This window comes from Escherichia sp. MOD1-EC5990 (assembly GCF_002965285.1).
Taxonomy (GTDB): Bacteria; Pseudomonadota; Gammaproteobacteria; order Enterobacterales; family Enterobacteriaceae; genus Escherichia; species Escherichia coli_F.
On sequence record NZ_PTRV01000025.1, the window covers coordinates 14,995 to 27,206 of the forward strand.

The 12,212-nt window shown below is 52.8% G+C and carries 13 protein-coding genes; 3 read left to right on the top strand and 10 right to left on the bottom strand.

Annotated features, from left to right (window positions below):
* Positions 1-24: 24 nt before the first annotated feature.
* From gntU to BEB42_RS21660, 5 genes are all read right to left on the bottom strand, one after another.
* Positions 25-1,365 carry a gluconate transporter gene (gntU, locus tag BEB42_RS21640; RefSeq protein ID WP_000210102.1) on the bottom strand — a complete coding sequence of 447 codons (1,341 nt, stop codon included), beginning with the start codon at positions 1,363-1,365 and terminating at the stop codon, positions 25-27.
* A 3-nt stretch (positions 1,366-1,368) separates the two neighbouring features.
* On the bottom strand, positions 1,369-1,896 hold the full coding sequence (gene gntK / locus BEB42_RS21645; RefSeq protein WP_000108320.1) for a gluconokinase: 528 nt from the start codon (positions 1,894-1,896) through the stop codon (positions 1,369-1,371).
* A gap of 139 nt (positions 1,897-2,035) precedes the next feature.
* A complete protein-coding gene (gene gntR, locus BEB42_RS21650) occupies positions 2,036-3,031 on the bottom strand; it encodes a gluconate operon transcriptional repressor GntR (RefSeq protein ID WP_000730252.1) in 996 nt (331 codons plus the stop codon).
* 223 nt (positions 3,032-3,254) lie between these two features.
* Positions 3,255-3,950, bottom strand: coding sequence for a quercetin 2,3-dioxygenase (gene yhhW, locus BEB42_RS21655; protein WP_000639823.1), 696 nt, complete (start codon positions 3,948-3,950; stop codon positions 3,255-3,257).
* A 122-nt stretch (positions 3,951-4,072) separates the two neighbouring features.
* Positions 4,073-5,110 carry an oxidoreductase gene (locus BEB42_RS21660; RefSeq protein WP_000236268.1) on the bottom strand — a complete coding sequence of 346 codons (1,038 nt, stop codon included), beginning with the start codon at positions 5,108-5,110 and terminating at the stop codon, positions 4,073-4,075.
* 334 nt (positions 5,111-5,444) lie between these two features.
* On the opposite strand from BEB42_RS21660, the gene yhhY reads away from it, so the two are divergent.
* Together yhhY and BEB42_RS21675 are read left to right on the top strand one after the other, a co-directional pair.
* A complete protein-coding gene (gene yhhY, locus BEB42_RS21670; protein ID WP_001353623.1) occupies positions 5,445-5,933 on the top strand; it encodes an N-acetyltransferase in 489 nt (162 codons plus the stop codon).
* A 111-nt stretch (positions 5,934-6,044) separates the two neighbouring features.
* Positions 6,045-6,329 (top strand): YrhB family protein, encoded by a 285-nt coding sequence (locus BEB42_RS21675; protein WP_000611634.1) that lies wholly within the window; start codon positions 6,045-6,047, stop codon positions 6,327-6,329.
* A 37-nt stretch (positions 6,330-6,366) separates the two neighbouring features.
* Here BEB42_RS21675 and ggt read toward each other — a convergent pair whose 3' ends face one another.
* Positions 6,367-8,112 carry a gamma-glutamyltransferase gene (gene ggt / locus BEB42_RS21680; RefSeq protein ID WP_000595124.1) on the bottom strand — a complete coding sequence of 582 codons (1,746 nt, stop codon included), beginning with the start codon at positions 8,110-8,112 and terminating at the stop codon, positions 6,367-6,369.
* A 119-nt stretch (positions 8,113-8,231) separates the two neighbouring features.
* On the opposite strand from ggt, the gene BEB42_RS21685 reads away from it, so the two are divergent.
* Positions 8,232-8,672, top strand: a complete 441-nt coding sequence (locus tag BEB42_RS21685) for a DUF2756 family protein (RefSeq protein ID WP_000826138.1) — start codon at positions 8,232-8,234, stop codon at positions 8,670-8,672.
* On the opposite strand, the gene ugpQ is transcribed toward BEB42_RS21685, so the two are convergent.
* From ugpQ to ugpA, 4 genes are read right to left on the bottom strand one after another with little or no spacing between them, the layout of a single operon-like run.
* Positions 8,659-9,402 (bottom strand): glycerophosphodiester phosphodiesterase, encoded by a 744-nt coding sequence (gene ugpQ, locus BEB42_RS21690; protein WP_000073600.1) that lies wholly within the window; start codon positions 9,400-9,402, stop codon positions 8,659-8,661. The genes BEB42_RS21685 and ugpQ overlap by 14 nt on opposite strands.
* Complete coding sequence (gene ugpC, locus BEB42_RS21695; RefSeq protein WP_000907804.1) at positions 9,399-10,469, bottom strand: sn-glycerol 3-phosphate ABC transporter ATP binding protein UgpC; 1,071 nt, start codon at positions 10,467-10,469, stop codon at positions 9,399-9,401. The genes ugpQ and ugpC overlap by 4 nt, the downstream gene beginning before the upstream one ends.
* A 1-nt stretch (position 10,470) precedes the next feature.
* A complete protein-coding gene (ugpE, locus tag BEB42_RS21700; RefSeq protein WP_000572172.1) occupies positions 10,471-11,316 on the bottom strand; it encodes a sn-glycerol-3-phosphate ABC transporter permease UgpE in 846 nt (281 codons plus the stop codon).
* Positions 11,313-12,200, bottom strand: a complete 888-nt coding sequence (ugpA, locus tag BEB42_RS21705; RefSeq protein WP_000099288.1) for a sn-glycerol-3-phosphate ABC transporter permease UgpA — start codon at positions 12,198-12,200, stop codon at positions 11,313-11,315. The genes ugpE and ugpA overlap by 4 nt, the downstream gene beginning before the upstream one ends.
* Positions 12,201-12,212 lie beyond the last annotated feature (12 nt).

Consider the following 12,212-nt stretch of genomic DNA (forward strand, 5'->3'; position numbering starts at 1 on the left):
GTCACAACTACCGGGCGAACAAACTTAACTCAACAGCTGGAACGCAATCATCCCGACGATGGCACCAACGGTGCCGAGGATGGTTTCCATCATGGTCCAGGTTTTCAGCGTTTCGGCTTCGGTCGCGCCGGTAAATTTACCGAACAACCAGAAACCGGCGTCGTTAACGTGGCTGACAACAATCGAACCACCGGCGATACAAATTGACAGCGCCGCCATTTGCGCACCGGAGTAGTTCAGCTGTTCAATAACCGGCATCACCAGTCCCACCGCCGTTAAACAGGCAACGGTGGCAGAACCCTGAATGATGCGCACTGCAGCTGCCAGCACGAAGCAGGTGATGGCAATCGGCAGGCCCATGCCGGTTAACGCTTCGCCCAGCGCCGGACCTACGCCAGAGTCAACCAGCACCTGTTTGAACACGCCGCCTGCACCAATCACCAGCAGAATAATCCCCGCCGGTTGCAGCGCGTGACCGCAAATCTCCATCACTTTGTCTTTCGGCATACCCTGACGCATCGCCAGGCCGTAAATTGCTACCAGGCAAGCGACCAGAATTGCGGTAAACGGATGACCGATAAACTCGAACCATTCGTAAGCGGTAGAGCCTTCCGGCACAAAACGTGCGGCAATGGTTTTCAGCCCCACCAGCACCAGCGGCAGCAGGATCAGCGACAGGCTGAATCCGAAGGACGGCATTTTGCCTTCGCCGAGATGCGGTTCGCTGATATCGTCAGGAATATGCAGCTCCACATAGCGGCTGATGAAATTACCCCACAGCGGCCCGGCAATAATCATTCCCGGGATTGCCGCACACAGGCCAATCAGGATCATCCAGCCAAAGTCAGCATTCATCTGCGATGCCAGCAGCATTGGCGCTGGCCCCGGTAGTAAGAACGCCGCTGCTGCCGCCACGCCCGCGAATAACGGGATAACCAGCTTCACCAGGTTCGTGCCAGTATGGCGCGCCATTGAGAAAGCAACGCTAATCAGCAGAACAATCGCCACTTCAAAGAACAGTGGTAGCGCACAAACCAGGCCCGCAAGGCCAATGGCATAATGCGCACGACTGTGACCGAAGGATTTGAGCATTTTGACGGCAATCTGATCGACTGCGCCGGTTTCATGTAAGATCTTGCCAAACATGGCTCCCAGGGCGACAACTACCGCCAGGAAGCCGAGGGTGCCTCCCATCCCTTTTTCCATCGTCGCTGCGATTTTATCGAGCGGCATACCGGAAAAAAGGCCAGCCCCCATAGACACCACCATCAAAGCCAGGAAAGCGTGCATACGCGCCTTCATGACTAAAAACAGCAGCAGTAAAACAGACCCTACTGCTGTTAAAACAAGCGTTAATGTAGTCACTACTTATTTGCCTTTTTTAATAACCTCAATGGTGCTTGCCACAACACCTTCCAGCGGTTGATCGATATCCACCACCAGTACATCGGTTTCGTCCGCACCCGGCTCCTGCAGCGTTTCAAACTGCGTCACCAGCATTTGGGTTTTAAAGAAATGGCCTTTGCGCGCTTTCAGACGGCTTTCAATTACATCAAAATCGCCTTTCAGGTAGATGAAAGAGAGATTCGGATTACCTTCACGCAGCAGGTCGCGATAGTGCTTTTTCAGTGCAGAACAGACGATCAGCGACACTTTATTGGTGCGCTGCATGGCAAACGCGGCGTCGTTAAGCGCCTGTAACCACGGTTTGCGATCGTCGTCATTCAGCGGTTCGCCAGACGCCATTTTTTCGATATTGCAGCGCGGATGGAGGAAATCGCCATCAAGAAACGCGGCATGAAGTTGATGCGCCACTTCACTGGCGACTGCAGATTTGCCGCTGCCCGATACGCCCATCAAGACGTAAATGTGGTGATCATGGTTAGTCGTGCTCAAAGTGGTGCCCCCACAATACAAGAATCAGAAAATGTTACGGGTAACCGTTATCGGTAACATTGTCCAGCCGGACAAAAACAGAAGCAATATCCATCCGTGCCTTAAGTGTATAAGTGTGAGCTACTTCAAATTTGTGAGCTTAAATAGATCCGCCTGGTGACAAGGTGAAACCTAAATCTAACATTTTCGGTGTCACAGATTCGCCACGAATACGCGCCAGCAGGCGCTCAGCGCCAATGCTGCCCATCCGCTCACGCGGCGTCAGCACGCTCGCCAGCCGTGGCTCCATCACCTGACCAATGTCATGACCGTGGAAACCGGCAATCGCCATATCGTCAGGAACTTTCAGCCCCAGACGCTGACATTCAAACGCCGCGCCGACCGCCAGGTCATCATTAGTACAAAATACGCCATCCAACTGCGGATATTCCCGCCGCGCCTGGCGAATCAGTTCAATACCGGAAGAGTAAGAAGAAGATTGCTCGACCATCACGCTATACGGCACCAGGCCTGCATCCAGCATCGCCTGCTCATATCCCTTCTGTTTGATGATAGTACGTTCGTCGAGGCGTGCGCCGAGATAGGCAATGTGACGATGCCCGCGAGCAATAATGGCGGTGGTCATCTGGCGTGCCGCTTCAAAGTTATCAAAACCGACGGCGATATCGAGGCACGGCGACTTACTGTCCATCAGCTCCACCACCGGAATACCCGCTACTTCAATCATCTTTAAGGTGCGGGGCGTGTGGGTACGTTCGGTGAGAATAAGTCCGTCGATATTCCAGGAAAGCATTGATTCGAGGCGTTCTTGCTCCATTTCCGGTTTGTAACCGTAGTGCGCCAGCATCGTCTGATAACCGTGTGCGTCCGTGACGCTTTCGATACCGCGTAATACTTCAGCGAAAACCTGGTTGGTGAGTGAAGGTAACAGGACGCCAATCGCCCGGCTGGTGGCATTAGAGAGGATATCGGGCGCGCGATTGGGAATATAACCCAGTTCATCAAGAGCGGCGGCAATCTTGCCACGTAGAGCGACGGAAACCTGCTCCGGGTTGCGTAAAAAACGGCTGACCGTCATTTTGGTCACGCCAACACGGTCAGCCACATCCTGAAGTACGGGTCTTTTCTTTTTCATCGTCCTGAAGGTACAAAAGAGATAGATTCTCTTAGTTTAACACGGACGCATCAGAACCTTCCCGGAGAAAACAGTGCTTGTTTACAATAATTAGATATACACTAAATCAATTGCATCGCATTGTACTAAAGACGCGACGAAACCCCGGTCGCGTACATCAGCACGCGACCGGGGCGAGCGATGAAGCCCGCAAAAAGGCAGGCTTCAAAAATGCCGTTAAGTTTTAAACCGGCGGCAGATCGAACAGTAACACTTCGCTGTCGCTATCCGCATGGATGGAGATTGCCTGCTCATCCCAGATTGCCAGACCATCGCTGGTCGAGGCTTTCACGCCGTTAATGGTGACATTGCCTTTCACCACCTGGATCCAGACGCGGCGTTCAGCGGCAATCTGATGCACCGACTGCTCATCTTTCACCAGCGCCCAACGGTACAGCTCCATATCCTGATGCACTTTCAACGAACCATCTCGCGCATTAGGCGAAAGCACCAGCTGTTTACCCTGTACGGCATCGAAGCGACGTTGTTCATAACGTGGCGTAATGCCGTTTTCTTCTGGCATGATCCAGATCTGATACAGATGCAGACGCTCGGTACTGCTTGGGTTGTACTCTGAGTGACGAATACCCGTACCCGCACTCATAATCTGGAACTCGCCCGCCGGAACCTGCTCTTTATTGCCCATGCTGTCCTGGTGCTCAACAGTACCTTCCAGCACGTAGGTCAAAATTTCCATATCTTTATGCGGGTGAGTGCCGAAGCCCTGCCCTGCTTCAATCACGTCGTCGTTAATCACGCGCAGCGCGGAAAAGCCCATAAAGTTCGGGTCGTAATAGTTGGCAAAAGAGAAAGTATGCCAGGAGTCCAGCCAGCCATGATTTGCATGACCACGTTCATTTGCTTTGCGTAAGTAGATCATTTGTATTCGCCCCCTGAATGATTTCGATGGGCTTAGTGTGGACCCGATCCGCCTGGGATGATAGAGGGTGAAAATTGACCCCTCTGTTCAAAAAAATTGAACTATTCGAGAGGTCATCAAACTTACTTCGCAAGAGTCACTGTGGAGGGAGAGGCTTGCTCAAAACCGCGTTCAAGGATTTCCAGATTGGTAAGAACTTCAGATTCCTTGACGTAATTTGGTGCACCGTTGGTGATGGTTTGGTACAACGCATCATAAACGCGTCCGTAATCGCCCATCTCCGGCTTCATCTCTTCTCTGACCGTAACGCCCTCGTCATTGACATACTCCAGCACACCGACCGAATCATCCGCTGCGAATCCCGGCTCGCCCGGCATAATATTAGCCTTCAGGCTGGTTTCCTGCTGGTCGATACCATATTTAATAAACGAACCTTTCTTCCCGTGAACGATAAATTTCGGATAATCGATTTTCACCAGATGGCTGGTTTTGACGATGGCTTTTAGATCGCCATAAAACAGCTGCGCTTCGAAGGTGTCGTCAGGATTGGCTTTATTACGCAGGCTGCGGATGTCATAAGCGACGTGATCCGGGCGACCGAACAGCGAGATTATCTGGTCGAGGGTATGCACACCAAGGCCATAGAACGCGCCATCCTGCGGCAGTCCAGGTTTGGTTTCTGCCACCGGGCGGTAATAGTCAAAATGGCTTTCCACTTCGACAATCTCTCCCAGCTTGCCGCTTTCAATCGCTTTTTTCGCCATCAGAAAACAGGAGTCAAAGCGACGATTCTGATACGGCGTAACGGTCAGCCCTTTGCTTTTCGCCAGCGCAAACAGCTCTTTCGCCTGCGCAAGTGTCGGGGTGAACGGTTTTTCGACCAGCACATTTTTCCCGGCTTCCAGCGCGCGTTTCGCGTACTCGAAGTGGCTGTCCGCATGAGTGCAGACGACAATCAACTTAACGTCGGGATCGTTTAGCACTTCGTCGAGATCGCTGGTGAAATGAATATGGGAATAAATGGGAGCCTGTTCTTCCGGCTTCGCATGGCGGCGAAAAATATGCGCGACATGCCAGCTATCCTTGCGGTTAAGTACATACGGCAGATGGTAACGGGTGGTGCTTTTGCCGAAGCCAATAAAGGCGCAGTTGATGACCATGATTTCGTCCTTTTTAAGGTGGTTATCTACCACCTTAGCGCAAAGCGGACGCGGTTCCTACAGGAGTGCGCATAACAAACACAAGCACTTCCCGTGGATAAATTGAGAACGAAAGGTCAAAAAAAAAGCCAGCACCCGGCTGGCTAAGTAATACTGGAAGCAATGTGAGCAATGTCGTGCTTTCAGGTTCTCCGCGAGGGTCTTCCTGATCGCGAGACAATAATAATCATTCTCATTCGCACTTGTCCAACACTTTTTGCAAAAAAATGCATTTGACTCGCATTTGAAAGTCAATGATGTTGAAAGGGACATTTACCCCAAAGAGGACAAAGGAATGAGTGAGATAGTAATACGCCATGCAGAAACACGGGATTACGAGGCCATCAGGCAGATTCACGCCCAGCCGGAGGTGTATTGCAACACACTACAGGTGCCTCATCCTTCCGATCATATGTGGCAGGAGCGACTCGCCGATCGTCCCGGCATCAAGCAACTCGTCGCCTGTATTGATGGAGACGTTGTGGGTCATCTCACTATTGACGTGCAACAACGCCCACGCCGCAGTCATGTTGCCGACTTTGGTATCTGTGTCGACTCCCGCTGGAAGAACCGCGGCGTCGCCAGCGCCCTGATGCGAGAGATGATTGCAATGTGCGACAACTGGTTGCGGGTAGATCGTATTGAACTAACGGTGTTCGTTGATAACGCGCCAGCAATTAAGGTCTATAAAAAATTCGGCTTTGAGATTGAAGGGACTGGCAAGAAGTACGCATTACGAAACGGTGAATATGTCGATGCGTATTATATGGCGCGTGTGAAATGAACATCATTAACACTTATTGTAAATTACAATATTTTATTAAGGCTTTGTTGGATATGTTGCGCTTGAAAAAAAGCATGACCTAACTGCCCCATCGGAAAATCCAGAATCATTATGATTAATTATCAGGAAGCATTCGCGAAAGCGAACCATTACCTTGATGATGCAGATCTCGCCGTCGTCATTACTCTACATGGACGCTTTAGCCAGGGCTGGTATTTCTGTTTCGAAGCACGAGAATTTCTCGAAACTGGTGATGAGGCCGCGCGCTTAGCTGGTAACGCACCTTTTATTATTGATAAAGACAGTGGTGAAATTCATTCGCTGGGAACGGCAAAGCCGCTGGAAGAATATCTACAGGATTATGAAATAAAAAAAGCTACCTTCGGCTTGCCCTGACAATACGGCCCTCTTCCCACGAAGAGGGCCGCTAACCTTAGTACCCCGCCGTTAAATCATCCACCGAGCGCGGGTCGGATGCACCGTACAACTCACCGTCAGGCCCAACCATAATGCTTTGTGTACTGCCCATCGCCTCTTTCAGCGCCACTTTCTGACCTTTTGCTTCCAGCAGCTTGAGCGTATCCGGACTAAATCCTTTCTCGACACGCAGCTCGTCCGGCAACCACTGATGGTGGAAACGCGGCGCATTGGTCGCTTCGGCGACATTCATGCCATAATCGATGCTGTTCACCACCATTTGCAGCACAGTGGTGATAATTCGGCTTCCGCCAGGGCTACCGGTCACCAGCCAGGTTTTTCCGTCTTTCACCACAATGGTTGGTGACATCGATGACAGCGGACGTTTATTCGGCCCGACAGCGTTAGCATCGCCGCCCACCAGCCCGTAAACGTTCGGTACGCCTGGTTTGGCGGAGAAATCATCCATCTGATTATTAAGCAAAATACCGCTCTCGCCCGCGACAATGCCCGTACCGAAGGTGGTGTTCAGCGTATAGGTCACCGCCACGGCGTTACCGTCTTTATCCACCACTGAGTAATGGGTAGTTTGATTACTCTCATAAGGCGCAAGCTTGCCAGGACGAATTTCGCTGGATGGCTTCGCTTTATTGATATCGATTTGATCGGCAATAGATTTGGCATAGGCTTTATTGGTCAGCGCCTGCCACGGTACTTTGACAAAATCCGGGTCGCCAAGATATTCCGAGCGGTCGGCGTAGGCGTATTTCTCCGCTTCTGCCATGATTTGCATCGCATCGGCGCTGCCAAAGCCGTATTTCTGCATATCGAAGTTTTCCAGAATATTGAGGATCTGCACGATATGAATCCCGCCGGAAGATGGCGGTGGCATGGAGTAAACCTGATACCCGCGATAATCGCCACTTATTGGTGTACGTTCGACCGCTTTATACGCCGCTAAATCTTCTTTAGTGATCAAGCCACCGTTTTTCTGCATCTCCAGGGCGATTTGTTCCGCTATCGTGCCTTTGTAGAATTCATCCGGGCCGTTTTCGGCAATCATCTCCAGGCTCTTTGCCAGATTCGTCTGTACCAGCTTGTCGCCCTTTTTCAGCGGTTCGCCCTCTTTCCAGAAGATAGCTTTGCTGTTTTCGTGATTTGGTAGCACTTCACTGCCGTAGGTTTTGAGATCGTCTGCCAGCGCATCGTTAACGATAAAACCATCGCGTGCCAGTTTAAACGCAGGCTGCACAACTTTGTTCAGCGGCATGGTGCCGTATTTCTCCAGCGCCAACGAGAAGCCCGCTACCGTACCGGGTGTGCCAGAAGCAAGATGCGAAGTGAGAGATTTTTTGCTGTCCGGGTTGCCCTGATCATCAAGGAACATATCGCGGGTCGCTTTGGCGGGTGCCATTTCGCGGAAATCGATGGCGGTGGTATTGCCATCTTTAGTGCGGATCAGCATAAAACCGCCGCCGCCCAGATTCCCTGCCTGCGGATGCGTTACCGCCAGCGCGTAGCCCACTGCCACGGCAGCATCAACGGCATTCCCGCCCTGCTTAAGGATATCTACCCCCACCTGAGTGGCAGTGGCGTCCACAGATGCTACCATCCCCTGCTTCGCGCGTACCGGATGGAAGACATCCTCCTCCACGCCATACGAGACTGGCGGCGGCGCAGGTGGCGCGGCGACAGCACTAAAACAACTTCCTGTGAGCAGAGCAGCAATAGCCACCCGGCGTAAAAACGTCGGTTTTATCATCGTTATACTCCAGAGATTAAGGGGCAACCCCAGCTAAGCCTGGTATATAACTCTGAATTAATCCTGATGATTGCAGGAAAGGAGTAAACTTAAAGAATATCTTCAGAGGAGGATACGCGATGAAACGACTTCTGCTTTTGACGGCACTCCTGCCTTTTGTCGGCTTTGCACAGCCCATTAATACTCTGAACAACCCTAACCAGCCGGGGTATCAGATCCCCAGCCAGCAGCGAATGCAAACTCAAATGCAAACGCAGCAAATCCAGCAAAAAGGGATGCTGAATCAGCAACTGAAAACGCAAACGCAGTTGCAACAGCAGCATTTAGAAAATCAGCTTAATAGCAACTCTCAGCGGGTATTGCAGTCACAGCCGGGGGAGCTAAATCCCGCCCGGCAGCAAATGCTGCCCAACACCAACGGCGGAATGTTAAACAGCAACCGTAATCCGGATAGTTCGTTGAATCAGCAGCATATGTTGCCAGAGAGAAGAAACGGCGACATGCTGAATCAGCCCAGCACGCCGCAGCCTGATATTCCGTTGAAAACTATTGGGCCGTAAAGTTCGGGCCAATCACATCAATCGCATCGGTACAGATGCAATCCACGCCCCAGCGCAGCAACTCTGCCGCGCGCTGGGGTTTGTTGACGGTATAAACCAGAATCCGTAATCCAGCGTCTTTCAACTGCATCACTCGCGCTTTATCGAGCAACTTATGATTGAGATGAATAGAGACGCAGTCCAGCCGCGTGGTCAGTTCGCGCCAGTCGTCGCGCCACTCATCCAGCAACAAACCGCGCGGCAGTTCCGGTGCAGCCTGGTGTGCGGCGTCTAAAGCATCAATCTCAAACGATGACAGCAGCGGCGGCGTCATACCAGCCCACAGTTCGCGCGCCGCCAGCGATACCATTTTGCCCGTTAATGGACCAGTGCCAGTGGTGGGTTTGATTTCAATATTTGCCATCATCCCATGTTCACGGCAGCGTTCCGCCACCTGCGAAAGCAACGGCAGCGGCTCACCTTTAAACGCTTTGCTGTACCAACTGCCCGCATCCACGCGCAGTAAATCCTGCCAGTTCAGTTCGCCCGCGACGCCCCAACCATTGCTGGTACGCTCGAGATTGTCGTCATGCAGCAGGAAGATCTCGCCATCTTTCGATAACTTCGCGTCAAATTCGATCATCTTATGACCGTATTTTGCCCCAACGTCGATTGCCGCCAGGGTGTTTTCCGGGGCCAGTTTACCGCCGCCACGGTGGGCGACGATGCGGGGATAAGGCCAGTTACTCATACTCGTTGTCCTGTTTCACCATCAAAAAGATGCAGCTGATTTTCCGGCAGATGCAGCCACAGCGTGCTGCCTGTCGTCGGGCGCTCCTGATGCGCCAGTCGCACCACCAGCTTCTGTTCGCCCCAGCGTCCGTGCGCCAGGTTATCTGCGCCGAGGATCTCCAGCGTGTCCATCACCAGCGGTATGCCGCCTTCTGCCTGCGAGCTTAACGCAATATGTTCCGGGCGAATGCCAAGAGTCATTTTACGCCCGGCATACTGACGGTAGCCACCGTTTAGCGGTAGCGCGATACCGCCATCCAGTTCGAAATGCGTGCCTTCGTTATTCACGCGGCCTGTCAGCAGGTTCATCGCCGGACTGCCGATAAAACTCGCCACAAACAGAGTGGCGGGCTTTTCGTAGACTTCAACTGGCGTGCCAATCTGTTCGGCAACGCCGCCGTTCATCACCATTACCCGCTGAGCGAGCGTCATCGCCTCAACCTGATCGTGAGTAACGTAGAGTGAAGTCGTTTTCAGGCGACGGTGCAGTTGTTGCAGCTCAAGGCGCATCTGAACACGCAGCTTGGCATCGAGGTTAGAGAGCGGCTCATCAAACAGGAACACCGCCGGATCGCGCACAATCGCACGGCCCATCGCCACACGCTGACGCTGACCGCCAGAAAGCTCACGCGGACGGCGCTTGAGCAGGCCATCCAGCTCCAGAATGCGCGCCGCTTCTTTAACACGTTCGGCAATTTGTTGCTTGCCCATGCCGCGAATTTTCAGCCCCCACGCCATGTTTTCTTCGACACTCATATGCGGATAAAGAGCGTAGTTCTGGAACACCATCGCAATCCCGCGATCTTTCGGCTCCATTTCGGTCACGCGTTGGTCGTTAATCCAGATATCGCCTTCGGTGACCCGCTCCAGCCCGGCAACCATGCGCAGCAACGTGGATTTCCCGCAGCCAGACGGCCCGACCATCACGATAAATTCGCCATCCGCCACATCAAGGGTCAGCGGTTTAATGACCTGGGTTTTGCCATCCCAGCTTTTGGTTACTGCCTGTAATTTCAGTCCTGCCATCTTATTTCTCACTATCGACCAGGCCGCGCACGAAGGCACGCTGCATCACTAAAACAATCACCACCGGAGGGATAAGCGTTAACAACATCGCCGCCATCACCGAATTCCATTCCGTGGTGCCTTCGCCTGTAGCGATCATCCCTTTGATCCCTGCCACAGTGGTGCCGAGATCAACGTCGGTAATAATCAACAACGGCCACAAATACTGGTTCCAGCCGTAAATAAAAGTGATCACAAACAGCGCCGCCAGATTGGTTTTCGACAGCGGGAAAACGATGTCGCAAAAGAAACGCATTGGTGACGCGCCGTCGATCCGCGCGGCTTCCACCAGCTCATCCGGCAGCGTCATAAAGAACTGGCGGAACAGGAAGGTAGCAGTTGCCGAGGCCATCAGCGGCAGCGTTAAACCAGCGTAGCTGTCGAGCATGTTCAGGTTGGCGATGACTTCTACTGTCGGGAAGATACGCACTTCAACTGGCAGCATCAGGGTGATAAAAATCATCCAAAAGAAGAGGTTACGCAGCGGAAAACGAAACCAGACAATGGCAAATGCCGAGAGCATCGAGACGGTAATCTTGCCGAGCGTAATGCTGAACGCCATCACGAAGCTGTTAAGCAACATCCGCCAGAACGGCGCGCTATTTGTGCCTACCCCGTTCACCCAGATGTTGTGGATGTTTTCCAACAGATGCGTGCCGGGGATGAGCGTCATCGGCGCGGCGTAGACGGCCTGTTTATCCAGCGTCGCCGCGACAAACGCCACGTACAGCGGGAAGAGGATCACCGCGATCCCGAGGATCAGCATGGTATGGCTGAATATTGTCAGCCACGGACGGTTCTCAATCATTGGTAACGCACCTTGCTTTCAACATAGCGGAACTGCACCACCGTCAGCACGATGACGAGGCACATCAACACCACCGACTGCGCGGCAGACGAAGCCAAATCCAGCCCGGTAAAGCCTTCGCGGTAGATCTTATAAATCAGCGTCGTGGTAGCCTGAACCGGTCCGCCGGACGTGGCGGCATCGATCACCGGGAAGGTGTCGAAGAAGGCGTACACCAGGTTCACCACCAGCAGGAAGAAACTCACCGGCGCGATAAGCGGCAGCGCAATCTTAAAGAAGCGGCGAATCGGGCCAGCCCCGTCGATGGCTGCGGCTTCAATCAACGAACGGGGAATGGATTGCAGCGCGGCATAGAAGAACAGAAAGTTGTAGCTGATTTGCTTCCATACTGAGGCAAACACCACCAGGAACATTGCCTGACCGCTGTTTTGCGCATGGTTCCAGTCGTAGCCGAACTCAGCGAGAAAATGAGTGATCAGCCCGCGACCAGGGTTAAACAGGAAGATCCACAATACGGCGGCAACGGCGGGAGCCACGGCATACGGCAGCAGCATTAAGGTTTGATAGAAACGGCTGCCGCGCACGATGTACTCCACCAGCGCCGCGAAGAACAGCGACACCAGCAAACCGCTGACCGTGACAAAGGTGCTGAATTTTATCGTCGTCCAGAAGGAGTCGAGATAGTAGCTGTCATGAAACAGCGTGACGAAGTTATCCAGGCCGACAAACTGGCTGGAAAAGCCAAACGGATCGACGCTTTGTAGCGAGTACCACAACGCTTCGCCCGCAGGCCAGATAAAAAAGATAACGGTGATGATAAGCTGCGGCGCGACCAGCAAATAAGGCAGCCAGCGCGAGCGGAACACCGGACGGGATGATGACATTACGGTTAATTC

What these genes read in the sequence shown, in the direction of transcription:
- ggt (WP_000595124.1), bottom strand. Translation starts at nt 8,112, where the DNA reads ATGATAAAACCGACGTTTTTACGCCGGGTGGCTATTGCTGCTCTGCTC.
- BEB42_RS21685 (WP_000826138.1), top strand. Translation starts at nt 8,232, where the DNA reads ATGAAACGACTTCTGCTTTTGACGGCACTCCTGCCTTTTGTCGGCTTT.
- ugpE (WP_000572172.1), bottom strand. Translation starts at nt 11,316, where the DNA reads ATGATTGAGAACCGTCCGTGGCTGACAATATTCAGCCATACCATGCTG.
- BEB42_RS21675 (WP_000611634.1), top strand. Translation starts at nt 6,045, where the DNA reads ATGATTAATTATCAGGAAGCATTCGCGAAAGCGAACCATTACCTTGAT.
- yhhY (WP_001353623.1), top strand. Translation starts at nt 5,445, where the DNA reads ATGAGTGAGATAGTAATACGCCATGCAGAAACACGGGATTACGAGGCC.
- yhhW (WP_000639823.1), bottom strand. Translation starts at nt 3,950, where the DNA reads ATGATCTACTTACGCAAAGCAAATGAACGTGGTCATGCAAATCATGGC.
- ugpA (WP_000099288.1), bottom strand. Translation starts at nt 12,200, where the DNA reads ATGTCATCATCCCGTCCGGTGTTCCGCTCGCGCTGGCTGCCTTATTTG.
- BEB42_RS21660 (WP_000236268.1), bottom strand. Translation starts at nt 5,110, where the DNA reads ATGGTCATCAACTGCGCCTTTATTGGCTTCGGCAAAAGCACCACCCGT.
- ugpC (WP_000907804.1), bottom strand. Translation starts at nt 10,469, where the DNA reads ATGGCAGGACTGAAATTACAGGCAGTAACCAAAAGCTGGGATGGCAAA.
- gntR (WP_000730252.1), bottom strand. Translation starts at nt 3,031, where the DNA reads ATGAAAAAGAAAAGACCCGTACTTCAGGATGTGGCTGACCGTGTTGGC.
- ugpQ (WP_000073600.1), bottom strand. Translation starts at nt 9,402, where the DNA reads ATGAGTAACTGGCCTTATCCCCGCATCGTCGCCCACCGTGGCGGCGGT.